Here is a 22,717-nt window from a genome sequence, read left to right as displayed (position 1 = left end):
CGGACGAACCGGCCGGGCGGGCGCGCACGCCTAGCCAGGACCCCTCAGACGGACTTGCCCTCCTCCGGGTCGTCCGCCGCCTCGGCCGGACCGGCGTCCGGCGGGTCGTCCGCCGCCTCGGCCGGACCGGCGTCCGGCGGGGCGTCCGCCGCCTCGGCCGCGCCGTCGCCCAGGTCACCGCCCAGGTAGGCGGCGCGGACCTGCGGGTCGTCCAGCAGCTCCCGCGCGGGCGCGGACTTCACGACCCGGCCGGTCTCCAGCACGTACGCGCGGTGCGCGATCTGGAGCGCCTGCTGGGCGTTCTGCTCCACCAGCAGCACCGTCGTGCCGCGCCGGTTGATCTCCTCGATGATCGAGAAGATCTGCTGGACCAGCATCGGCGCCAGCCCCATGGACGGCTCGTCGAGCAGCAGCACCTTCGGCTTGGCCATCAGCGCCCGCCCGATCGCGAGCATCTGCTGCTCGCCGCCGGACATCGTGCCGCCCGCCTGCGACTTGCGCTCGGCCAGCCGCGGGAACAGCTCGTAGGCCTCCGCCAGCTCCTTCGCCGCGCTGTCCTTCCGGGCGTAGGCGCCCATCAGGAGGTTCTCCTCCACGGTCATCCCGGGGAAGATCCCGCGCCCCTCCGGCGCCTGCCCGATCCCGGCCGTCACCCGCTTGTGGCCCTGCAGCCGGCTGATGTCCCGGCCGTCGAACCGGATCGCGCCCGACGACAGGTTCCGCAACCCCGACACCGTCTTCAGCGTCGTGGTCTTGCCCGCGCCGTTCGCGCCGATCAGCGTGACGATCTCACCCTGGTCGACCGACACCGAGACGCCCTTCAGCGCGGCGATCTTTCCGTAGTGGACGTGGATGTCCTCGATCTCAAGAAGCATCGGCCGGAGCCCCCAGATACGCCTCGATCACCCGCGGGTCGTTCTGCACCTCGGCCGGCAGGCCGTCGGCGATCTTCTGCCCGAAGTCCAGCACCGCGACCCGGTCGCTGATCCCCATCACCAGGCTCATGTCGTGCTCGATGAGCAGGACCGTCACCCCGGTGTCGCGGATCCTGCGGATCAGGTCCTGCAGCGCGGTCTTCTCCGCCGGGTTCATGCCCGCCGCCGGCTCGTCCAGCAGCAGCAGCCGCGGGTTCGTCGCCAGCGCCCGCGCGATCTCCAGGCGCCGCTGGTCGCCGTACGGCAGGTTCTTCGCGGCCTCCTCGGTCCGGTGCGAGATCCCGACCAGCTCCAGCAGCTCGCGGGCCCGCTCGCGGCCCTGGCGCTCCTCGCGCCGGTGCCACGGCAGCCCCAGCGACGCGCCCGCCAGGCCCGTCCGGTGGTGGGCGTCCGCGCCCACCAGGACGTTCTCCAGCGCCGTCATGTTGTGGAACAGCCGCACGTTCTGGAACGTCCGGGCGATGCCCAGCTTCGTCACGACGTAGCGCTTCTTGCCGTCGATGCGTTTCCCGCCGAACACCACCTGGCCCTCGGTGGGCCGGTACACGCCGGTGGTCACGTTGAACACCGTCGTCTTCCCGGCGCCGTTCGGGCCGATCAGCGCGAAGATCTCCCCTTCGCGGATCGTGATGTCGACCTTGTTCAGCGCCACGACGCCGCCGAACCGCATGACGACGTCCCGCAGCTCCAGGACCGGTGCGCGCTCGTCCGTCCCGCTCACTTGTTCACCTCCGCGGTCTCGGACTGCCCCGGCCCGGCGACCTCGGCGCCCATGCTGCCCATTCCGCCGGTGCCCTCCGCCAGCTCGGCCTTCCGCCGCCGGGACGGCCACAGGCCCTCCGGACGGAAGATCATCATCAGGACCAGCGCGCCGCCGAAGATCAGCATCCGGTAGTCGTCCAGGAACCGGAACCGCTCGGGCAGCCACGCCACCACGAACGCCCCGAGGATCGCCCCGGGGATGTTCCCCGAGCCGCCCAGCACGACCGCCGCCAGGATCAGCGCCGACACGATGAACTCGAAGTTCGCCGGCAGGATCGACGTCTGCTTCGCGGCGAACACCACGCCCCCGCTGCCGCCGATCGCCGCGCCGATCGCGAACGCCGCCAGCTTGAACTTGAACGTCGGGACGCCCATCAGCTCGGCGGCGTCCTCGTCCTCCCGGATCGACGCCCACGCCCGGCCGACCCGCGAGGCGTCCAGCCGCCGCACGAAGATGATCGCCAGGACGATGAACACCAGCAGCAGGTAGTAGTACGGCCGCGAGTCCAGCAGCCCGTACTTCAGCGGCTGCACGCCGAGGATCTCGAACTCCGACAGCGACGGCGGGTGCGGGATGCCCTGCACGCCGCGCGGGCCGTTCACGAACGAGCTGTTGTTCGCCGTCCGCTTGACGATCTCACCGAAGCCCAGCGTCACGATCGCCAGGTAGTCGCCGCGCAGCCGCAGCGTCGGCGCCCCGAGGATCACCCCGGCGAGCGCGGAGAACAGGATCGCCAGGACCAGCGTCTCCCAGAAGCTCCAGTGGTACCGCACCGCGAAGATCGCGATGGTGTACCCGCCGACCGCGTAGAACGCCACGTACCCGAGGTCGAGCAGGCCGGCCATGCCGACCACGACGTTCAGGCCGATCGCCAGCAGCACGTAGATGGCGATCTGGTCGCTGAGCATCGACGGCCAGCTCGCGCCGCTCGGCGCCATGAAGGTGCCGATCGACTCGCTGGGCAGGAACACCGCGGCCACGATGAGCAGGGCGTACACCGCCCACCGCTGCCATCCGGGAGCGCCCGCCCACCAGGTCCGCAGCGGGTCGAGGGACAGGCCGGAACCGAGCCGGCCTCCGTTGCCGTTTCCGTTCTTCTTCGTGAGGTTCATGCGCGCGCCTGCTGGAGGGACTCACCGAGGATGCCGGTGGGACGGAACATCAGGACCAGGATCAGCACGGTGAACGCGACCACGTCCCGCCACTCCGAGCCGAACAGGCTCGAACCGTACATCTCAAGCAAACCCAGGACGAAACCGCCGGCGAGCGCGCCGCGGATGTTGCCGATCCCGCCGAGCACCGCCGCCGTGAACGCCTTGATGCCGAGCAGGAAGCCCACGAAGTAGTTCGTCTGCTCGAAGCGCAGGAAGTACAGCGCCGCCGCGACGCCCGCCATCACACCGCCGACCATGAACGTCACCGACACGACCCGGTCGATGTTGACGCCCATGAGCACGGCCGTCTCCGGGTCCTGCGCCGTGGAGCGGATGCCCCGGCCGAGCTTGGTCCGGTTCACGAACTGGTCCAGCGCCACCATCATCAGCACCGCGCCGAAGAAGATGATCAGCTTGTCGTTGCTGATCTGGATCGGCCCGACGTCCACCACGTCGGTGAGCTTCTTGAAGTGCTCGTCGACCGGGAGCTTGCCGCCCTCCTTCGAGGTTCCGAAGACCCGGTGCACGACGACCGTCGCGAACAGCTGCTGGATGAAGATCGAGGCCCCGATGGCCGAGATCAGCGCCGCGAGTCTCGACGCCCCTCTCTTGCGGAGCGGTCTGTACGCCGTCACCTCCAGGAGCATGGCGCCGCCGCCGGCGACCGCGCCGGCCACCACCGCGGTCAGCACCACCACCCCGATCAGCGCGAACCCGCCCACCGTGTCGACGCCCAGCGAACGGACCGTCCACAGGGCCGCGAACGTGCCGACCATGAAGATGTCGGCATGGGCGAAGTTGATCAGCCGCAGCACGCCGTAGACCATCGTGTAGCCCAGCGCCAGCAACGCGTAGATCGCGCCCAGCGCCAGACCGTCGATGGTCGACGGCCAGAATTGATTGATGAAGTCGTCGAGCACCGTAGGTCGCCTTAGTCAGAGAGAAGGAGCGGGAACGCTGTAGCGCTCCCGCTCCCGCGCCGTCAGGGTCCCGGTAGGGCGTCCGGTTACGCCTACGAGACCTTCGCTTCGTTGCTGTTTCCGAGGAGCGGCAGCTTGTTGCCCTCCACCTCGTAGATGTAGATGTCCTGGGTGGCGAGCTCACCGTTGTCGGCGAACTTGATCTGCTTGCCGACACCCTGGACGTCGACGGTCTTCAGGTAGTTGTTGATGTCCTCGGGCTCGGTCTTGCCGGCCTTGACGGCCTCGATGAACGCCGTCGCGGCGTCGAAGCCCTCGGTCGAGTAGATCGCGACCTCGGAGCCGAACTTGGCCTTGTAGTCGTCGGCGAACTTCTTGGCCTTGGGGTTCGTCTTGCCCTCGGCGTCGATCAGGCAGCCGCAGCTGATCAGCGTGCCCTGCGCGTTCTGCTGGCCGGTGCCGTCGATCAGGCCGGTGGCCAGCGACCCGTCGCCGGACATCATCTTGCCCTTGTAGCCGCCCTCGCGCAGCTGCTTGAACAGCCGGCCCGCGACCGCGTAGTAGCCGCCGAAGTACACCAGGTCCGGCTTGAACTGGTTGATCTTGTTGACCGTCGAGGAGTAGTCGGTGCCCTTGTCGTCGACCGCGTCGCTCTGGGTCTGGGCGCCCTTCTCCTTGACCGCCTTCTCGATGGCGTCCGCGAGGCCCTTGCCGTAGTCCTGGTTGTCGGAGACCAGGAAGACCTTCTTCGCCTTCACCGAGTTGATCGCGAAGACGCCGACGCCGGCGCTCTGCGCGGCGTCGTCCGCCACCACGCGGTGCCAGTACTTCCAGCCCTTCTCGCCGAGCGTGATGTTCGTCGCCGACGGCGACACGCTCGGGATCTTCGCCTCTTCGAGGATCGGGCCGACGCTCTGCGACTCACCCGAGAACGCCGGGCCGATGAGGCCCGCGATCTTGTCGTTCTTGACCGCGCCCAGCGCCAGCGACGTCGCCTGCTCCGGCTTGCCCTGGCTGTCGTAGGTCTTGAACTTGATCTTGACCTTGGGGTTCGTGGCGTTGTACTGCTCGATCGCCAGCTGCGCGCCCTGCTTGGGCGGAATCACCAGGCCCGAGTTCTCACCGGTCAGGTCACCCATGAACCCGATCGTGACCTCATCGCCACTGCCACCGGAGTCGCTATCGCCGTCACCACAGGCCACGGCGCCGAGCGCGAGCGCCGCGCTCACCGCCACCGCGCCGGTGATCCTCATCATGTTGCGCCGCAAGGTGCCCAACCTTTCCATCCGGATCCGGGAGGGGATCGGGTACGAGTCAAGCCCCGACGCCGCCACCTCGGATGAAGGAAACGGTCACTCGGGGACCAGCTATGTCGTACACCGTCGACCCGCCCCATAACAGGACCCCCGGATCGAAGGGTTACTCGTTCGTTACGCCCCTGTGAGCTTCCGATACCCGCCGTTGCCTGGGACGATTACACACAGTGACGCTAAGGGATCAGTCCGGTACGTCCGCTTTGGACCTTGACAACGCGGGGGTGCCGGGGGGCGGCGCGTCAGCCTGCGGCGGGCTCTCCCCGGCCACCGGACGCGCCCGCCACGACCGCCTCGGCGACGGCCCGCATCGTGAGCCTCCGGTCCATCGAGGTCTTCTGGATCCAGCGGAACGCCTCCGGCTCGGACCAGCCGTGCGCCTCCTGCAGCAGCCCCTTGGCGCGGTCCACCACCTTGCGGGTCTCCAGCCGCTCCTGCAGCCCGGCGACCTCGGCCTCCAGCGCCCGGAGCTCGGTGTACCGGCTCACCGCCATCTCGATCGCGGGCGCGAGGTCGGTCTTGGAGAACGGCTTGACGAGGTAGGCCATCGCGCCCGCCTCCGTCGCCCGCTGGACGAGCTCGCGCTGGGAGAACGCGGTGAGGATCACCACCGGGGCGATGCGGTCCGCGGAGATCCGCTCGGCCGCCGAGATCCCGTCCAGCACCGGCATCTTCACGTCCAGGATCACCAGATCGGGCTTCAGCTCGCCCGCCAGCCGCACGGCCGTCTCGCCGTCCCCGGCCTCCCCGACCACCTCGTAGCCGTCCTCCTGAAGCATCTCCTTCAGGTCCAGCCGGATCAGGGCCTCGTCTTCCGCGATCACCACTCGCCGCGCGCTCTCCACACCACGACCCTACCGAAACCCGCTACCCTGGTCCCCGTCGCCCCGCACCAGGGCGACGAGCCGGACCGAGCTAGAAATGTCCGGAAAATGCCGGGATGGTGGAATTAGGTAGACACGAATCCCTCAAAAGGATTTGTCCGAAAGGGCGTGCGGGTTCGAATCCCGCTCCCGGTACTCATGGACTTCCAGCCCGCCACAACACGAACACCGGCGAACACCTCTCACCGAGTGCGATCATCAGGAAACTGTCAGTGGCGGATGCGACAGTGCGGGCATGTACGATCCGCGAAAGCGCCCGCTCGCGTTACGCCTGCTGGGCTCGGGGTTCACGATCGCCGAGGTCCATCGCCAGACGGGGATACCCAAGTCCACATTGGGCAACTGGAAGAAGCACCCCGAGAAGGCCGCGAGCCACACTCCCCCGTTATGTCCCCGTTGTCATGACCAGGGGCTCGATACGACGGCTTACTCCTACCTTCTCGGGCTCTACCTCGGCGACGGTCATCTGGCCCGGCAGCGCAACGGCGTCTACCGCCTGGAGATCGCTTGCGCCGACGCCTGGCCCGGCCTGATCGACATGGCCGCCGACGCGGTGGGCGCGGTCTTGTCGTCCAAGGTCGGACGCCGCCAGAAACCGGGCTGCACGATGGTGGGCTCCTACTCCAAGCACTGGCCATGCCTGCTTCCCCAGCACGGACCGGGGATGAAGCACACTCGCAAGATCGAACTGCTCGCGTGGCAGCGGAAGATCGTCGAGGAGCACACCGGCGAGTTCGTCCGCGGGCTGATCCACTCGGACGGGTGCCGGACGACGAACCGGGTCCGTAAGCGCCTCAAGGGAGGCGATCGCTGGTACGAGTATCCGCGGTACAACTTCACGAACGCGTCGCTGGACATCCAGCGGCTGTTCACCAGTGCGCTGGACCGGCTAGGCGTCGAATGGACCCAGATGACCGCCCGGAACTTCTCGGTGGCGAAGCGGGAGGCGGTGGCGCGGCTGGACGAGTTCGTGGGGCCGAAGTACTAGGGCCGGTGGTGGCCGGAGTGAGGTGGAAACGAGACCGGGTGGTGATACCTGCGCGGTGGGCACGTTCGGACGGCGGAAGGCCGGGCACCGCACGGGGTGCGGTCGCGCGGTGCCCGGCCGGAGCGGCCGGTGGAGGCCGGTCGGTGAGGGCCGGTCAGTGGGGGATGGCGATGGCGTCGCCGAGGCTGTGGACGCGCAGGGCGTTGGTGGAGCCGGCGGTGCCGGGCGGCGAGCCGGCGACCACGACGACCTTGTCGCCCTTCTGGCACCGGCCGAGTTCGAGGAGCGACTGCTCGACCTGGCGGAACATGGCGTCGGTGTGGTCGACCTGCGGGACGATGAAGGTCTCCACGCCCCAGACGTGGGCGAGCCTGCCGCGGGTGGCGGGGACCGACGTGAAGGCGAGCAGCGGGATCGGCGAGCGGTAGCGGGACAGGCGGCGGGCGGTCTCGCCGGACATGGTGAACGCGGCGAGGGCCTCGGCGCCGACGATCGCGCCGACCTCGGCGGCGGCGCGGGCGATGGCGCCGCCGACGGTCTCCGGCATGCGCTCCAGGGTGTGGGTCGCCTGGAGGGCGGCCTGCTCGGCGGTCTGCACGATGCGGCTCATCGTGAGGACGGCCTCGATGGGGTACTGGCCGACGCTGGTCTCGCCGGAGAGCATGACGGCGTCGGCGCCCTCGAAGACGGCGTTGGCGACGTCGGAGGTCTCCGCGCGGGTGGGGCGGGGCGCGGAGATCATCGATTCGAGCATCTGGGTCGCGACGATGACCGGGCGGGCCTTCTCGCGGCACAGCTCGATGGCGCGCTTCTGGACGATCGGCACCTGTTCGAGGGGGAGCTCGACGCCGAGGTCGCCGCGGGCGACCATGATGCCGTCGAAGGCGGCGACGATCTCGGGGAGGCGCTCGACGGCCTGCGGCTTCTCGATCTTGCCGATGAGGGGGACGCGGACGCCCTCCTCCTCCATGATCTGGTAGCAGATGTCGGCGTCGGCGGGCGTGCGGACGAAGGAGAGGGCGACGAGGTCGACGCCGAGGCGCAGGGCCCACCGCAGGTCGCGCTCGTCCTTCTCGGTGAGGGCGGGGACGCTGACGGGGACGCCGGGCAGGTTGAGGCCCTTGTTGTCGGAGACCATGCCGCCGACGGTCACGGTGGTGTGGACGCGGCTGCCCTCGACGGAGGTGACCTTGAGGGCGACGCGGCCGTCGTCGATCAGGACGGTGTCGCCGGGCGACACGTCGCCGGGGAGGCCCTGGTAGGTGGTGGAGACCTCGCGGCGGGTGCCGGGGACGTCGTCGGTGGTGATGGTGAACTCGTCGCCGAGGGTGAGCCGTACCGGGCCGTCGGGGAAGCGCCCGATGCGGATCTTGGGGCCCTGCAGGTCCGCGAGGATGCCGACGCCGCGCCCGGTGGCGTCGGCGGCGGCGCGGATGCGGTGGTAGACCTCCTCGTGGACGGCATGCTCGCCGTGGCTCATGTTGAGGCGGGCGACGTCGATGCCGGCTTCGACGAGGGCGTTGATCTGCTCGGTGCTGGAGCAGGCGGGGCCGATGGTGCTGACGATCTTCGCTCGACGGGTCACGTGCATAACCGTACTTAGTTACTCGTCGGTACGGATATTCGTGCAGGATATGGTCGCCTCCGGTTCACGCAGTGGTCTAGGTCAGAGGTCTAGACCACATCCGGCCGGTCATCGCGCGAAGGCCTCCACGGCGGCCCTGCAGAACGCCTTGAGGTCGTCCGGCTTGCGGCTGCTGACCAGGACGTTGGGTCCCGCCTCGCAAACCTTTACCTCCTCGTCCACCCACGCGGCGCCCGCGTTGCGCAGATCGGTCTGGAGGCTCGGCCAGGACGCGAGCGTGCGGCCGCGGACGACGCCGGCCTCGATGAGGGTCCAGGGGCCGTGGCAGATCACCGCGACCGGCTTGCCGGCGTCGAAGAAGGACCTGGCGAAGGCGACGGCCCCCGGGTCGGTGCGCAGGAAGTCGGGGTTGGCGACGCCGCCGGGCAGCAGCAGGGCGTCGAACTCGGTGTGGTCGGAGACGTCGACGGTGGTGTCGATGGGGAAGGTGTCGGCCTTGTCGAGGTGGTCGAACGCCTGGAGGCGGCCGGACTGGGTGGACACCAGGCGCGCGCGCCCGCCGGCCTGCTCCACCGCCTTCCACGGCTCGGTGAGCTCGACCTGCTCGGTGCCCTCGGGCGCGCACAGGAAGGCGACGGTCCTGCCCTGAAGATCGTTGCTGGCCACGATGTCCTCCGATTCGCCGGTTTTCAGGGCCTTTGCCCGCCCGCGCGAGTGGTATGCAGGAAGGGTGAATCCGACCGGGTATCGCGAGTACCGGGCGCCGGGTCTGGCGTGCCTGTGGACCGCGTCGCTGCCCCGGGACGCGGAGCCGTTCGTCCAGCGGGTGGTGCCGGACGGCTGCGTGGACCTGATCTGGTCGGACGGCGGCATCCTGGTTGCAGGGCCGGACACCGGCCCGATCCCGGCGGTGATGCGGCCGGGCGAGGAGGTCGTGGCCGTGCGGTTCGCGCCGGGGACGGCGCCGCCCGTGCTGGGCGTCCCCGCGGACGCGATCCGCGACGGGCGGGTGCCGCTGCGGGACCTGTGGGGCGGGGAGGCCGACCGCCTGGCGGAGGCGGTGGCCGCGGCGCCCGACCGGCGGGGCGCGCTGGCCCGCGCCCTGCACGGCCGGATGGGGCCGGCGGACCCGCTCGTGGCGGCGGTGGTGGCGGGCGTCGCCCGCGGTTCGGTGCGGGACGTCGCCGACGGCCTCGGCCTGGGCGAGCGGCAGTTGCGGCGGCGCTCGCTGGCGGCGTTCGGGTACGGGCCGAAGACGCTGCAGCGGGTGCTGCGCTTCCAGCGGGCGCTGCGGCTGGCGAGGGCGGGCGAGCCGCTGGCCTCGGTGGCGTACGCGGCGGGCTACGCCGACCAGGCCCACTTCGCGCACGAGGTGCGGGACCTGGCGGGCGAGCCCGTCCGCAGGCTGCTGGTCTAGGGCTTGAGCCGTCCGTGGGCGCGCAGCGTCAGGAGGCTCTCGACGGTGGCGAAGCCGCGCCACTCGGGGCCGGTGAGGGGCGTCCACGCGGGGAATCCGACGTGCCAGCCGCCGTCGTCGTCCTGCGCGTCGATGAGGGCGTCGAGCCCGGCGTCGATGGCGTCGCCGGGGAAGAGCCGCCGCCCGAACCCGTCCGGGCGGGGCGCGAAGTCGAGGGGTCCGTGGTGGTCGCTCCGCGCGCCGGCGGCGAGGAGGTCGCGGACGCGCCCGAACGCCGCCTCGGCCCGGTCGCGGTCGGGCACGTGGTCGAGGAAGGCCAGGACGGCGAGGACGTCGTACGGGCCGGGTTCGGTTCCGGGGTCGTCCAGATACCGCCAGCAGAACTCGGTCGCGGCGCCGAGCCACGGGTGGTCGGCGCCGGCCCGGTGCAGCATCCCGGCGAGGGCCGCGGTGGGGTTGATGCTCGCGGGCGGGTCGTCGGTGGTCTGCCACCAGGGCGCGTGCGGCGCGTCGCGGACGGTCGGCAGGACGAACGGCACCCCGCCGCCGTCCGCGGTGATGGACGACAGGTAGCCGGCGATGCGGGCGACGGCGGGGTCGCCGTCCGCGCCGGCCTCGTGCAGGATCTCGAGGGCGTGCTGGGCTGGGACGGGCTGGCTGCCCTCGCCGCGCAGGTCGGGTTCGAGGGCGTGGCCGTAGCCGCCGTCGGGGTTCTCGTAGGGGCGGAGGGCCGCCAGGACGGGGGCGGCGGGGGCGCCGCTGAAGTGCATCGCGAAGCGGTGCCGGTCGATGAGGCGGCCGCTCAGGCGCATGAACTCGGCGGCGCGGGCGAGTCCGGATTCGGGCAGTACGTTCATGGGCTCGACGCTAGGCCGCCGGGTCGCGGCCGTCTTGCAGGAATCGGACACCGCGTGCGGCGGGGCGGGTGGGCCCGGCCACCCCAGCGGTGGGTGGCCGGGCCCCTGATGTCCCGCGGTACCGGGTGCGGGAGCGCGCGGTCCCCGGCGGCCGCGACGGGCTCGCGGCGGTGCCGCGGCCGGGCGGTGAACCCAGGCCGGACCGTAGCCGACCAGCACGAAGACCACAAGTGGATGACCGGCCATCGGGGTTTCGGACGTTCCGTCCGGTACGCCAGCTATGGTCTTCTATGGGTCATGAGTGACCCTTTTCACGAATGTGACAAGGCCGGGGAACCGCTCGCCTTGGTGGCGCGCGCCGCGGAGCCGTACCTGGAGAGCCTGCGGAGCCGTCCCGTCCACGACCGGGCGAAGGACGCGCTCCTGGACGAGCTGGACGGCCCGCTGCCCGACCGCGGGGAAGGGTCGGTGGCCGCGGTGGAGCGGCTGCTGCGGATCGGCACGGAGGCGGCGACGCACTCGTCCGGACCCCGGTTCTTCCATCTGGTGGTGGGCGGAGCCACGCCGGCGGCGATGGCGGGCGACTGGACGGCATCGCTGCTGGACCAGGTGGCGGGCATCGGGCAGGCGTCACCGCTGGCGGCGCGGGCGGAGACGGTGGTGCTGCGGTGGCTGAAGGAGCTGTTCGGGCTGCCCGCGTCGTTCGGCGGCGTGCTGACGCCGAGCGCGACGCTGGCGCACGTGGCGGGCCTGGCCTGCGCGCGGCACTGGTGGGCGGGCGAGCACGGGGTGGACGTGACGTCGCGGGGCCTGGCGGGACTGCCCGCGATGCCGGTGTTCACCAGCGGGCTCGTGCACGTCAGCACCAGGAAGGCGCTGCAGATCCTCGGCTGCGGGAGGGACACGCTGACGACGTTCGCGGCCGGCGACGACGGGCGGGCCGATCTCGCGGCGATGGACGCGGCGCTGGCGCGCGAGCGCGGCCGGGCGGTGATCGTGGCGAACCTCGGCGAGGTGAACACCGGGGCCTCGGACCCGATCGCCGGCCTGGCGGACCTGGCGGAGCGGCACGGCGCCTGGCTGCACGTGGACGGGGCGTTCGGCCTGTTCGCCGCCCTCAGCCCGCGCACCGCGCACCTCGCCCGGGGCGTCGAGCGCGCCGACTCGGTGACGGCGGACGGGCACAAGTGGCTGAACGTCCCCTACGAGAGCGGGTTCTCGTTCGTCCGGGACCCGGAGTCGCTCAGCCGCGCCTTCGGGGCGTGGGGCGCGGCCTACCTGCCGGACGCCGCGGACGAGCGGGTCAACTACAGCGCGCTGGGCCCGGAGTCGTCGCGGCGGGCGCGGGCGCTGCCGATCTGGGCGACGCTGCGGGCGTACGGGCGGGACGGCCACCGCGCGATGGTCGAGCGTCACCTCGACGTGGCCGGGCATCTCGGCCGGCTCGTCGAGGCGGCGCCCGACCTGGAGCTGCTGGCGCCGGTGCGGCTGTGCGTCACCTGCTTCCGGTACCGGCCCGAAGGCGTCCCGGCGGAGCGCCTGGACGACCTCAACGCGCGCCTGGGCGAGGCGCTCCTCGCCGACGGCCGCGTCTACGCGGGGACGAGCACCTACCGGGGCATGACGGTCCTGCGCCCCGCGACGCTCAACTGGCGGACGACGAAGGCCGACGTGGAGCGCCTCGTCGACGTCCTGCGCGAGCTCGGCGCCCGTCTCACCCGCTGAGCGCCGGTCAGCTGGTGCAGTCGCCCCAGGGCGCGGTCTCGTCGAGCTGGTCGAAGGGCTGGGTGAGGCTGTACCAGCAGCCGGAGTCGTCGCGGAAGACGGCCTCGATGCCGTAGGGCCGCTTCTCCGGCTTGTGGAGGAACTCGACGCCCTTCGCCGACAGCCGCTCGTAGTCGCCCTGGCAGTCGTCGGTGTTGAAGGCGCCGGCGCCGAGGACGCCCTTGGCGATGAGCGCCTTCATCTGCGCGGCGGACTCGGGGTCCATGGTGGGCGGGCCCGGCACCATGAGGGCGAGGCTGAGGTCGGGCTGCGCCTTGGCGCCGAGGGTGACCCAGCGCATCCCGCCCTCGCCGAGCGTCATGTCGTCGCGCACCTCCAGGCCGAGCTTCTCGGTGAAGAACTCCTTGGCCGCGTCCTGGTCGAGCACCCACACGGTGGCGAGTCCGAGCTTGGTGATCATGCCTGGTTCCCTTCGTGAGCGGATCTGCGTTCACGGTAGGAGGCACGGCGGGCGGCGGGCTTCTCCGATGTTGCTCAGTGCCTGCGGGATCAGTCCCTGCGGAAGCCGCCCGCCCACAGCAGGACGAAGCAGCCCGGTATCGAGGACGCGCCGCCCGTCCGGGCCGTGCGGCGGAACTCGGTGGGCGTCATCCCGGTCCGCTGCTTGAAGCGGGTGCAGAACGTGCCGAGGCTGCTGAAGCCGACCAGCACGCAGATCTCGGTGACGGTGAGGTTGGCCGTGCGCAGGAGGTCCTGGGCGCGCTCGATGCGGCGGCGGGTGAGGTAGGCGCCCGGGGTCTCGCCGTAGACCTCGCTGAACAGCCGGACGAAGTGGTAGCGGGAGTAGCCGGCGCGGGCGGCGACGGCGGCGATGTCGAGGGGGCCGGCCCATTCGCGGTCCATGGCGTCCCGGGCGATCCGCATCCGGCGCAGCACGCCGATGTCCACGGTCGGGGACGCGTTTCCCATGCCGCCACTATCCCAGGTGGGAGGCCGTCCGCGATACGCCGCACGTCTCGCGGAACGGCCTCCCCTCCCGGGGTCAGCCGATGGGGCGGGCCGTCGGCGGGATCGGGTACGGCAGGTCCGTCCGGCCGCTGAGGTAGGCGTCGACGCCGTGCGCGGCGGCGCGGCCCTCGGCGATGGCCCAGACGATCAGGGACTGGCCGCGGCCCATGTCGCCGGCGGTGAACACGCCGTCCACCGACGTCCGGTAGTCGCCGTCGCGGACCACGTTGCCGCGCTGGTCGAGGTCGACGCCGAGCTGCTCCAGCATGCCCTCGCGCTGCGGGCCGAGGAAGCCCATGGCGAGGGTGACCAGCTCGGCGGGGATCTCCCGCTCGGTGCCCTCGACCGGCGCGAACCGGGTGTCCGGCCCGCCGACCTCCACCAGCCGCAGGGCGCGGACGTTGCCGTCCTCGTCGCCGGCGAACTCGGTGGTGGACACCGCGTAGACGCGGTCTCCGCCCATGTCGGCGAGCTCCTCGTGGGCGCTCTCCATCTTGAACAGCATCGGGTACGTGGGCCACGGCTGGGCGTCCGGGCGGGACTCCGGCGGACGCGGCATGATCTCCAGCTGGGTGACGGACGCGGCGTCCTGCCGGATCGCGGTGCCGACGCAGTCGGCGCCGGTGTCGCCGCCGCCGATGACGACGACGTGCTTGCCCTTGGCGGAGATCGGCGACTCCTCGTAGTCGCCCTCCTGCGCCCTGTTGGACGGCGGCAGGTACTCCATCGCCTGGTAGACGCCCTTGAGCTCACGCCCGGGGACGGGCAGGTCGCGCCAGGCGGTGGCGCCGCCCGCGAGGACCACGGCGTCATGGGACGCGCGCAGGTCCTCGGCGGTGATGTCGACGCCGATGTTCACCGAGGTCCGGAAGGCGGTGCCCTCGGCGCGCATCTGGGCGAGGCGCCGGTCGAGGTGCCGCTTCTCCATCTTGAACTCGGGGATGCCGTAGCGCAGCAGCCCGCCGATCCGGTCGGCCCGCTCGTACACCGTGACGTCGTGGCCGGCGCGGGTGAGCTGCTGGGCGGCGGCGAGGCCGGCGGGGCCGGAGCCGACCACCGCGACCTTCTTGCCGGTCTTGACGGCGGGCGGCTGCGGGCGCACCCAGCCCTCGGCGAACGCCCGGTCGATGATCTCCACCTCGACCCGCTTGATCGTCACCGGGTCCTGGTTGATGCCGAGGACGCAGGCGCTCTCGCACGGCGCGGGGCACAGCCTCCCGGTGAACTCCGGGAAGTTGTTGGTGGCGTGCAGCCGCTCGGCCGCCTCCTGCCAGTCCTTGCGGTAGACCAGGTCGTTCCACTCGGGGATGAGGTTGCCGAGCGGGCAGCCCTGGTGGCAGAACGGGATGCCGCAGTCCATGCAGCGGCTCGCCTGCTTCTCCAGCCGGTCCGTGCCGAAGTCCTCGTAGACCTCGGACCAGCTCTTGATCCGCACGTCCACGGGACGGCGCTTCGGGAGCTCCCGCCGGACGGTCAGAAAACCCTTCGGGTCGGCCATGAAGGAGTCCCCCTCTCAGCTCTGCGCGGCGGCCATGACCGCCTCGTCGACGTCGCGTCCCTCGGCCTCGGCCTTCGCCATGGCGTCCAGCACGCGCCGGTAGTCACGCGGCATGATCTTGGTGAAGCGGGCGGCGGCGGCGTCCCAGTCGTCCAGCAGCCGCCGGGCGACCCGCGAGCCGGTCTCGGCCAGGTGCCGCTCGGTCAGGTCCCGGACGAAGTCCACGTCGCCGGCGTCCAGCGGTTCCAGGTCGACCATTTCGCCGTTGACGCGCTCGGGCGCGAGGTCCAGGACGTAGGCGATGCCGCCGGACATGCCGGCCGCGAGGTTGCGCCCGGTCGGGCCGAGGATCAGCGCGCGGCCGCCGGTCATGTACTCGCAGGCGTGGTCGCCGGCGCCCTCGACGACGGCGGTGGCGCCGGAGTTGCGGACGCAGAACCGCTCGCCGACGACCCCGCGGGCGAGCAGCTCGCCCGAGGTGGCGCCGTACAGGATGACGTTGCCGCCGATGATCTGCTCCTCGGCCGCGAACGCGGCGTCCGCCGGGGGACGCAGCGTCAGCCGGCCGCCGGACAGGCCCTTGCCGACGTAGTCGTTGGCGTCGCCGACGAGCCGCAGCGTGACGCCGCGCGGCACGAACGCGCCGAACGAGTTGCCCGCCGAGCCGGTGAAGGTGACGTCGATCGTGCCCTCGGGCAGGCCCTCGCCGCCCCACTTCTTGGTCACCTCGTGGCCGAGCATGGTGCCGACCGTCCGGTTGACGTTGCGGATCGGCAGGTCGAGCGTGACCTTGTCGCCGTAGGCGAGCGCGCCCTCGGCGAGCTGGATCAGCGTGTTGTCCAGCGCCTTCTCCAGGCCGTGGTCCTGCTCGGTGACCCGGTGCAGCGCCGCGCCCGGCGACCGCTCGGGGGTGTGCAGGATCGGGGCCAGGTCCAGGCCGGAGGCCTTCCAGTGCGCCACGGCCTCGCGGGTGTCGATCATCTCCACGTGCCCGATCGCCTCGTCCAGCGAGCGGAACCCGAGGGCCGCCAGGTACTCGCGGACCTCCTCGGCGACGAACTCGAAGAAGTTCACGACGAACTCGGGCTTGCCGGAGAACCGCTCCCGCAGGACGGGGTTCTGGGTGGCGACGCCGACCGGGCAGGTGTCCAGGTGGCAGACGCGCATCATGATGCAGCCCGACACCACCAGCGGGGCGGTCGCGAAGCCGTACTCCTCGGCGCCGAGCAGCGCGGCGATGACGACGTCCCGGCCGGTCTTCATCTGGCCGTCGGTCTGCACGACGATCCGGTCGCGCAGCCCGTTCAGCAGCAGGGTCTGCTGGGTCTCGGCGAGGCCGAGCTCCCAGGGCGCGCCGGCGTGCTTCAGCGAGGTCAGCGGGGACGCGCCGGTGCCGCCGTCGTGCCCGGAGATCAGCACCACGTCGGCGTGCGCCTTGGACACCCCGGCCGCGACCGTGCCGACCCCGACCTCGGCGACGAGCTTGACGTGCACGCGCGCCGACGGGTTGGCGTTCTTCAGGTCGTGGATGAGCTGCGCCAGGTCCTCGATCGAGTAGATGTCGTGGTGCGGCGGCGGCGAGATGAGGCCGACGCCGGGCGTGGAGTGCCGGGTCTTGGCGATCCACGGGTACACCTTGTGGCCGGGCAGCTGGCCGCCTTCGCCGGGCTTGGCGCCCTGCGCCATCTTGATCTGGATGTCGTCGGAGTTGGTGAGGTACTCCGACGTCACGCCGAACCGGCCGGACGCGACCTGCTTGATGGCGCTGCGCCGCAGGTCGCCGTTCTCGTCGGGGGCGAACCGCGCCGGGTCCTCGCCGCCCTCGCCGGTGTTGGACTTGCCGCCGAGCCGGTTCATCGCGATCGCGAGGGTCTCGTGCGCCTCCGCGGAGATGGAGCCGTACGACATCGCGCCGGTGGAGAACCGCTTGACGATCTCCGAGACCGGCTCGACCTCGTCGATCGGCACCGGCTCCCGGTCGCCCTCCTTCAGCCTGAACAGCCCGCGGAGGGTCATCAGCTTCTCGGCCTGCGAGTCGACCTTGGAGGTGTACTCCTTGAAGATCTCGTAGCGGCGGGTGCGGGTGGCGTGCTGCAGCTTGAACACCGTGTCCGGGTTGAACAGGTGCGGCTCGCCCTCGCGGCGCCACTGGTACTCGCCGCCGACCTCCAGCGTCCGGTGCGCGGGGTCGTTGCCGCCCGGCGGGTAGGCGCGGGCGTGCCGCTGCGCGACCTCGCGGGCCAGCACGTCGAAGCCGACGCCGCCGAGCCGGGACGTGGTGCCGGTGAAGCAGCGGGACACCACGTCCTCGCCGAGCCCGATCGCCTCGAAGATCTGCGCGCCGGTGTAGGACGCGACCGTGGACACGCCCATCTTCGACATGATCTTCAGGACGCCCTTGCCGTACGCCTTCACCAGGTTGCGGACCGCGGCGGCCGGGTCCAGGCCCTCGATGGCGCCGGCGCGGACCAGGTCCTCCACGGTCTCGATCGCCAGGTACGGGTTGATCGCCGACGCGCCGTACCCGATGAGCAGCGCCATGTGGTGGCACTCGCGGGCCTCGCCCGTCTCGATCACCAGGCCGACCCGCGTGCGGGTCTTCTCCCGGATCAGGTGGTGGTGGACGGCGCCGGTCAGCAGCAGCGACGGGATCGCGGCGCGGGCGGAGTCGGCGCCGCGGTCCGACAGCACGATGATCCGCGCCCCGGCCCCGATCGCCCGGCTCACCTCGGAGTTGATCTCCTCCAGGCGCGCCTCCAGGGCCTCTCCCCCGCCGGAGACGTCGTACAGGCCCTGCACGACGTAGGCCTGCAGGTGCGGGAGCGACCCCTCGTCGTCGATGTGGATGATCTTGGAGAGCTCGTCGTTGTCCAGGATCGGCGTCGGCAGCACGAGTCGCCGGCACGAGTCCGGGCCCGGCTCCAGCAGGTTGCCCTCCGGGCCGAGCGTGGACTGCAGCGAGGTGACGAGCTCCTCGCGGATCGCGTCCAGTGGCGGGTTCGTGACCTGCGCGAACAGCTGCTTGAAGTAGTCGAACAGCAGTCGCGGGCGCTCCGACAGCACCGCGATCGGAGTGTCGGTGCCCATCGACCCGATCGGCTCGGCGCCCGTCCTCGCCATCGGGGTGAGGATGATCCGCTGCTCTTCGAGCGTGTAGCCGAACGTCTGCTGCCGCTTGACGAGCGTCTCGTGCGTCGGGATCTCCCGCTCGCGCTGCGGCAGCTCCTCGAACCGGACCAGGCCCTCGTGCAGCCACGCGCCGTACGGGTGCTCGGCGGCGAGCTCGGCCTTGACCTCGTCGTCCTCGACGATCCGCCCGGCGGCGGTGTCCACCAGGAAGATCTTGCCGGGCTGCAGCCGGCCCTTGCGGACGACCTTGCTCGCCGGGATGTCGAGGACGCCCGCCTCGCTGGCCAGCACGACCAGGCCGTCGTCGGTCACCCAGTACCGGCCGGGGCGCAGCCCGTTGCGGTCCAGGACGGCGCCGACGACGGTGCCGTCGGTGAAGCTGACGCTGGCGGGGCCGTCCCACGCCTCCATCAGCGTGGAGTGGAACTCGTAGAAGGCCCGGCGGCCGGGGTCCATCTCGGTGTGGTTCTCCCACGCCTCCGGGATCATCATCAGCACGGCGTGCGGCAGCGACCGGCCGCCGAGGTGCAGCAGCTCCAGGCACTCGTCGAAGGAGGCGGTGTCGCTGGCCTCGATGTCGATCACCGGGTAGATCCGGGACAGGTCGCCGGGGATCAGGTCGGACTTCAGCAGCGCCTCGCGGGCGCGCATCCAGTTCCGGTTGCCCTTCACCGTGTTGATCTCGCCGTTGTGGGCGATGAACCGGTACGGGTGGGCCAGTTCCCAGGCCGGGAACGTGTTGGTCGAGAACCGCGAGTGGACCAGCGCGATCCCGCTGGTGAAGCGGCGGTCCGACAGGTCGGGGAAGAACGGCTCCAGCTGCGGGGTCGTCAGCATCCCCTTGTAGACGATCGTCCGGCTGGACAGGCTCGGGAAGTAGACCCGCACGTCCTGCTCGGCGCGCTCGCGCATGCAGAAGACGACGCGGTCCAGCTCCAGGCCCGTCCGGCCCTCGTGCGGGCCGCCGGGGGCGGGGGCGACGAACAGCTGGGCGAAGTGCGGCATGACCCGGCGGCTGGCCGGGCCGGTGAAGGCGGGGTCGTGCGGGAGCTCGCGCCAGCCGAGGACCGTCAGGCCCTCCTCGACGCAGAGCGTCTCGACGTGCGCGACCACGGCGGCGCGCTCGGCGCCGTCCACGGGCAGGAAGGCGATGCCGGCCGCGTAGGCGCCGGCCTCGGGGAGCGGGAAGTCGCAGACCTCGCGGAAGAACGCGTCCGGGATCTGGAGGAGGATGCCGACGCCGTCTCCGTCGTCCGGCTCCGCGCCCACGGCCCCGCGGTGGTCCAGGTTCTTCAGGACGGTCAGGGCGTTCTGGACGATGTCGTGGCTCTTGCGGCCGTGCAGGTCGGCGACCATGCCGACGCCGCAGGCGTCGTGCTCGTTGGCGGGGTCGTACAGGCCCTCCGGCTGGGGGTGGCCCGGTACCCGGCCGGCAGGTGTGAGGGCAGCAGCAGCCATCAACCCTCCCGTCGTCGTCGTGTCACTGCTTCGTGTCAGTGCAGGCTCGGGACGACGTTGGCCCTGCTGCGGTGAGATGACATTACATCACTGCCGGGATCATGCCCGACTGCACCGGATCGCGAAACTTCCTCGTGCCGATCGCCGGTGTGTCATCTTCGAGTGGTTTAGACCAGGCTACCGGTTTCCACCGGGCACGGACGGTGACGACGGCGGTGAGGATCATCACCGGAACGCGATGTTTACGGTGATACGGCGGCGTTCAACCAGGTCGCGGGGGCCGTGCGGGTCGAGGTCACTCGGAGGCGCGGGCGGCGCGGCCGAGGACCGCCGGGGCCTTCCCGCCCTCGATCAGCAGCGACAGCAGCGTCTCGTCCTTCTCGTCGCCCTTGCCGTCCAGCCGCTGCGCCCACGACACCACGGCGAAGTGCCCCATCGCCAGGCCCCGCGCCATGCCGAAGCCGCGGCCGAACGCGTCCAGCGGGGCGGGGGCCTCCAGCGGCCGGACGAAGCCCGCGCCGATCGTGGTCTCCAGCTTCGCCACGAACCTGTCGGCGTCCGCCGACCCGGCCAGGTTGAACACCGCGACGGCCAGCGCGTAGCCGCGGCCGGTGTCGGAGTAGATCCCCCGGGCCGCCTGCGTGCAGCCGCCCCGGCCCAGCTCGGCGCCCACGGACCCGCCCCACACGGCGGCGGCGCAGTCGCCGTCCAGCCGCTTCGCGCGCAGCTTCAGCGTCGCCTTGCCCTCCGGGACCGACAGCTTCGCCGCCGACGCGGGGAACGCCTCACCGATCGTCAGGGGCTGGGGGTCCGCGCTCCGGGAGGCGATGCCGGCGTACGCGTCGCTGGACGGCGAGCTGGAGTAGGACACCGGCGAGACGCCGGTCCCCGCGGGCGTGCCGATCTTCGCGGGCGGGGCCGCGGCCGGGGCGTCGTCACCGCCGCCGAGGACGGCCACCGCGCCCGCCCCGAGCAGCACCAGCGCGCCGAGGGCCGCGGCCGCTCCGAAGTACAGCCTCGGTCCGGGCCCGCCGGCACGGCGCGCCGTCCCGCCCTGGCGCTCCTGGCCGCCCGTCCGCCCGGAGGGCCGGGCGGTTCTCGCGGCCTTTCCCCGCTTCTTCGGCCGCTTGCCGTTCTTCTTCGGCTTCCTGCCGCGCTCGGCGGCGCCGGGGGGCGGCTCGTAGGCGTCCTCCGGCGGGACACCGTCGTCGTAGGGCCCCTCCAGGTAGGGGACGTCCTCGTACGGCGGCCTCGGCGGGGGCGCGGCCGGCCGCTCCGGGCGGGGGGCGGGGCGGCGGGACGGCGGGGTCCGGCGCGGTCCGCCCGCCCGGCCCGGCGCCGTCCTGCGGGGGGCGGGCTGTCGGCGGCCCTGGCGGCTCACCGGGGGCCGCCCTCGGCCGCCGCCGCGGCGTTCATCGGATCCACGACCGCGCAGACTACCGCCCGCCCGCGGAGGGCGCGTCCAGGGCCGGCCCGGTCACTGCCCGGCCCGCCCGCCGGCGGCCAGGTCGAGGCGCCCGTACAGGAAGTCGGCGGCGTTCTCGATGACCAGGCTCACATCGATCATCTCGTTGAGCGAGGCGGGCTGCTCGCCCCCGGCCCGCTGCACCCACGTGCCGACGGCGTAGTGGCCGTAGGTGCGGGTGTAGGCGGCGCTGAAGCCGGAGCCGAACGGGGGCACGCCCTTCGCGTCCAGCGGCGTCACCCAGCCGGCGCCGGCCGCCGGGTCGAGGTCGCGCAGGATCTGCTTGACCCCTTCCTCGCTCGCCAGGTTGATCACGAAGAACTGGCCGACGTGCTTCTTGTCGGCGCTCACGTACGCGCCCCGGACGACCTGGGTGCACTGGTACTTGGCGAGGTCGGCCTGCAGCCGCCCGCCCCAGGTCGCGGCCTTGCAGTCCGTGCTCAGGTTGGACGCGGCCAGCGTGAACGCGTACTTGGACGACTTCAGGCTCTTGGCGGAGAACGCCTCGCCCTCGGTGATCGCCCGGCCGTCGGCGGAGCGGTTCCCGAGCTTGGCGAAGCCCTCCCCGAGGTAGTCCGGGGCGTAGGCGGTCGGCACCGCCTGCCGCACCTTCTTCTCGCCGCCGCCGCCGGTCAGCATGACCACGGCGACCGCCGCGACGGCCGCCACGACCAGCACGGCGGCCCCGGCGAGCAAGAGTTTGGGAGCGGGGAGCTTGCGGCCGGGCTTCTCGTCGTCCGGCCAGAAGTCCCGCCCGCGGCCCTTCTGCGCGGCCTTGGTGGAACCTGAGTCACGAGCCTCGATCACAGCCCCGGAGCTTAGCGGTCCGCGTCGTCCCCGCGGGCCCAAAAGGGCTATTCGTCCAGATTCATTGGCCCTAGAGGCCGTTGGTCCCGATCAGCGCGCCGAACCCGTAGGTGATCGCCGCCGCGGCGGCGCCGAACAGCAGCTGGCGCGACCCACCGAACCACCACGCGCGGGCCGTGATCCGCGACACCAGCGCCCCGGCGCCGAACAGCCCGGCCGCCGCGATGCCCGCCGCGGGCCACAGCGACGACGCGCCCAGCAGGTACGGCAGCACCGGCAGCAGCGCCCCGACCGCGAACGACAGGAACGACGAGCCCGCCGCGAGGACCGGCGAGGGAAGCTCGCCGGGCGTCACGCCGAGCTCCTCCTTCGCGTGCACCTCCAGGGCCTCCTCGGGGTCGCGGGACAGCTGCCGCGCGACCTCGGCGGCCGTCACCGGGTCCACGCCGCGCGCCTCGAAGACCTCGGCCAGCTCCTGCTCCTCGGCCACCGGGTGGCGGGCGAGCTCAAGCCGCTCCACCTCGATCTCGGCCTCGGCCAGCTCCGACTGGGACGCGACCGAGATGTACTCCCCCGCCGCCATGGAGAACGCGCCCGCCGCCAGGCCCGCGAGCCCCGCGAGCAGGACGACCTTCTGGCTCGCCTGGCCGCCCGCGACGCCCGCGATCAGCGCGAAGTTGGACACCAGCCCGTCCATCGCGCCGAACACCGCGGGCCGCAGCCAGCCCCCGGTGACGTCGCGGTGCCGGTGGTGGTGCTCCGGCCGCACGGCGGGCCTCCCGCCCGCCGCTCCCCTCGCTTCGGACACCGT

Annotated in this window: 19 protein-coding genes and 1 tRNA gene; 4 read left to right on the top strand and 16 right to left on the bottom strand. The window is 71.8% G+C overall.

The genetic code is table 11. The features are described from left to right. Positions 1-44 precede the first annotated feature (44 nt). The 6 genes from K8Z49_RS46560 to K8Z49_RS46535 all read right to left on the bottom strand — a co-directional run bounded on the left by K8Z49_RS46560 (position 45) and on the right by K8Z49_RS46535 (position 5,912). Positions 45-875: an ABC transporter ATP-binding protein gene (locus K8Z49_RS46560; protein WP_412517085.1), complete on the bottom strand. Its 831-nt coding sequence runs from the start codon at positions 873-875 to the stop codon at positions 45-47. Then, positions 865-1,605 carry an ABC transporter ATP-binding protein gene (locus tag K8Z49_RS46555; RefSeq protein ID WP_052357949.1) on the bottom strand — a complete coding sequence of 247 codons (741 nt, stop codon included), beginning with the start codon at positions 1,603-1,605 and terminating at the stop codon, positions 865-867. Before K8Z49_RS46555 ends, K8Z49_RS46560 begins: the two co-directional genes overlap by 11 nt. A gap of 47 nt (positions 1,606-1,652) precedes the next feature. Further along, positions 1,653-2,810 (bottom strand): branched-chain amino acid ABC transporter permease, encoded by a 1,158-nt coding sequence (locus K8Z49_RS46550; protein ID WP_021597335.1) that lies wholly within the window; start codon positions 2,808-2,810, stop codon positions 1,653-1,655. Beyond that, positions 2,807-3,772, bottom strand: a complete 966-nt coding sequence (locus K8Z49_RS46545) for a branched-chain amino acid ABC transporter permease (protein WP_021597334.1) — start codon at positions 3,770-3,772, stop codon at positions 2,807-2,809. Before K8Z49_RS46545 ends, K8Z49_RS46550 begins: the two co-directional genes overlap by 4 nt. Before the next feature lie 92 nt (positions 3,773-3,864). Further along, complete coding sequence (locus K8Z49_RS46540; protein WP_021597333.1) at positions 3,865-5,028, bottom strand: branched-chain amino acid ABC transporter substrate-binding protein; 1,164 nt, start codon at positions 5,026-5,028, stop codon at positions 3,865-3,867. A 299-nt stretch (positions 5,029-5,327) separates the two neighbouring features. Further along, positions 5,328-5,912 (bottom strand): ANTAR domain-containing response regulator, encoded by a 585-nt coding sequence (locus K8Z49_RS46535; protein WP_021597332.1) that lies wholly within the window; start codon positions 5,910-5,912, stop codon positions 5,328-5,330. Positions 5,913-6,019: 107 nt separating this feature from the next. On the opposite strand from K8Z49_RS46535, the gene K8Z49_RS46530 reads away from it, so the two are divergent. Together K8Z49_RS46530 and K8Z49_RS46525 are read left to right on the top strand one after the other, a co-directional pair. After that, positions 6,020-6,104, top strand: a tRNA-Leu gene (locus tag K8Z49_RS46530). Positions 6,105-6,204: 100 nt separating this feature from the next. Continuing rightward, positions 6,205-6,957 carry a helix-turn-helix domain-containing protein gene (locus K8Z49_RS46525; RefSeq protein ID WP_412517084.1) on the top strand — a complete coding sequence of 251 codons (753 nt, stop codon included), beginning with the start codon at positions 6,205-6,207 and terminating at the stop codon, positions 6,955-6,957. A gap of 154 nt (positions 6,958-7,111) precedes the next feature. Here K8Z49_RS46525 and pyk read toward each other — a convergent pair whose 3' ends face one another. Together pyk and K8Z49_RS46515 are read right to left on the bottom strand one after the other, a co-directional pair. Continuing rightward, positions 7,112-8,542, bottom strand: a complete 1,431-nt coding sequence (gene pyk / locus K8Z49_RS46520) for a pyruvate kinase (RefSeq protein ID WP_075020143.1) — start codon at positions 8,540-8,542, stop codon at positions 7,112-7,114. A gap of 108 nt (positions 8,543-8,650) precedes the next feature. Next, a complete protein-coding gene (locus tag K8Z49_RS46515) occupies positions 8,651-9,208 on the bottom strand; it encodes a type 1 glutamine amidotransferase domain-containing protein (protein ID WP_412517083.1) in 558 nt (185 codons plus the stop codon). Between the two features lie 64 nt (positions 9,209-9,272). Here K8Z49_RS46515 and K8Z49_RS46510 point away from each other — a divergent pair, with 64 nt between their 5' ends. After that, complete coding sequence (locus K8Z49_RS46510; protein WP_244938866.1) at positions 9,273-9,959, top strand: helix-turn-helix transcriptional regulator; 687 nt, start codon at positions 9,273-9,275, stop codon at positions 9,957-9,959. Here K8Z49_RS46510 and K8Z49_RS46505 read toward each other — a convergent pair. Beyond that, positions 9,956-10,816, bottom strand: a complete 861-nt coding sequence (locus tag K8Z49_RS46505) for a hypothetical protein (RefSeq protein ID WP_412517082.1) — start codon at positions 10,814-10,816, stop codon at positions 9,956-9,958. The genes K8Z49_RS46510 and K8Z49_RS46505 overlap by 4 nt on opposite strands. 297 nt (positions 10,817-11,113) lie before the next feature. On the opposite strand from K8Z49_RS46505, the gene K8Z49_RS46500 reads away from it, so the two are divergent. Beyond that, positions 11,114-12,541: a pyridoxal phosphate-dependent decarboxylase family protein gene (locus tag K8Z49_RS46500; protein WP_412517081.1), complete on the top strand. Its 1,428-nt coding sequence runs from the start codon at positions 11,114-11,116 to the stop codon at positions 12,539-12,541. A 7-nt stretch (positions 12,542-12,548) separates the two neighbouring features. Here the strand turns inward: K8Z49_RS46500 and K8Z49_RS46495 are convergent, their stop codons facing one another. The 7 genes from K8Z49_RS46495 to K8Z49_RS46465 form a co-directional block, all read right to left on the bottom strand. Beyond that, positions 12,549-13,001, bottom strand: coding sequence for a VOC family protein (locus tag K8Z49_RS46495; protein WP_111833107.1), 453 nt, complete (start codon positions 12,999-13,001; stop codon positions 12,549-12,551). Between the two features lie 89 nt (positions 13,002-13,090). Next, entirely contained in the window at positions 13,091-13,510 is a 420-nt protein-coding gene (locus tag K8Z49_RS46490; protein WP_021598013.1) for a helix-turn-helix transcriptional regulator, read from the bottom strand. A gap of 73 nt (positions 13,511-13,583) precedes the next feature. After that, complete coding sequence (locus tag K8Z49_RS46485; protein ID WP_021598014.1) at positions 13,584-15,047, bottom strand: glutamate synthase subunit beta; 1,464 nt, start codon at positions 15,045-15,047, stop codon at positions 13,584-13,586. Between the two features lie 15 nt (positions 15,048-15,062). Further along, positions 15,063-19,634, bottom strand: coding sequence for a glutamate synthase large subunit (gltB, locus tag K8Z49_RS46480; RefSeq protein WP_412517080.1), 4,572 nt, complete (start codon positions 19,632-19,634; stop codon positions 15,063-15,065). Positions 19,635-19,929: 295 nt separating this feature from the next. Beyond that, entirely contained in the window at positions 19,930-21,015 is a 1,086-nt protein-coding gene (locus K8Z49_RS46475) for a hypothetical protein (protein ID WP_075019916.1), read from the bottom strand. 96 nt (positions 21,016-21,111) lie between these two features. Further along, on the bottom strand, positions 21,112-21,906 hold the full coding sequence (locus tag K8Z49_RS46470) for a hypothetical protein (RefSeq protein ID WP_024936736.1): 795 nt from the start codon (positions 21,904-21,906) through the stop codon (positions 21,112-21,114). 70 nt (positions 21,907-21,976) lie between these two features. Continuing rightward, positions 21,977-22,714: a VIT1/CCC1 transporter family protein gene (locus K8Z49_RS46465; protein ID WP_052357985.1), complete on the bottom strand. Its 738-nt coding sequence runs from the start codon at positions 22,712-22,714 to the stop codon at positions 21,977-21,979. Positions 22,715-22,717 lie beyond the last annotated feature (3 nt).

This window comes from Actinomadura madurae, assembly GCF_047130825.1.
GTDB classification, from domain to species: domain Bacteria; phylum Actinomycetota; class Actinomycetes; order Streptosporangiales; family Streptosporangiaceae; genus Spirillospora; species Spirillospora madurae.
This window is presented reverse-complemented; position numbering and strand designations above follow the sequence as displayed.

Excerpts from the sequence above, each read along its gene's own strand:
- K8Z49_RS46560 (WP_412517085.1), bottom strand. The coding sequence starts at position 875 with ATGCTTCTTGAGATCGAGGACATCCACGTCCACTACGGAAAGATCGCC.
- K8Z49_RS46555 (WP_052357949.1), bottom strand. The coding sequence starts at position 1,605 with ATGCGGTTCGGCGGCGTCGTGGCGCTGAACAAGGTCGACATCACGATC.
- K8Z49_RS46550 (WP_021597335.1), bottom strand. The coding sequence starts at position 2,810 with ATGAACCTCACGAAGAAGAACGGAAACGGCAACGGAGGCCGGCTCGGT.
- K8Z49_RS46540 (WP_021597333.1), bottom strand. The coding sequence starts at position 5,028 with ATGATGAGGATCACCGGCGCGGTGGCGGTGAGCGCGGCGCTCGCGCTC.
- K8Z49_RS46525 (WP_412517084.1), top strand. The coding sequence starts at position 6,205 with ATGTACGATCCGCGAAAGCGCCCGCTCGCGTTACGCCTGCTGGGCTCG.
- K8Z49_RS46505 (WP_412517082.1), bottom strand. The coding sequence starts at position 10,816 with ATGAACGTACTGCCCGAATCCGGACTCGCCCGCGCCGCCGAGTTCATG.
- K8Z49_RS46500 (WP_412517081.1), top strand. The coding sequence starts at position 11,114 with ATGAGTGACCCTTTTCACGAATGTGACAAGGCCGGGGAACCGCTCGCC.
- K8Z49_RS46495 (WP_111833107.1), bottom strand. The coding sequence starts at position 13,001 with ATGATCACCAAGCTCGGACTCGCCACCGTGTGGGTGCTCGACCAGGAC.
- K8Z49_RS46490 (WP_021598013.1), bottom strand. The coding sequence starts at position 13,510 with ATGGGAAACGCGTCCCCGACCGTGGACATCGGCGTGCTGCGCCGGATG.
- K8Z49_RS46485 (WP_021598014.1), bottom strand. The coding sequence starts at position 15,047 with ATGGCCGACCCGAAGGGTTTTCTGACCGTCCGGCGGGAGCTCCCGAAG.
- gltB (WP_412517080.1), bottom strand. The coding sequence starts at position 19,634 with ATGGCTGCTGCTGCCCTCACACCTGCCGGCCGGGTACCGGGCCACCCC.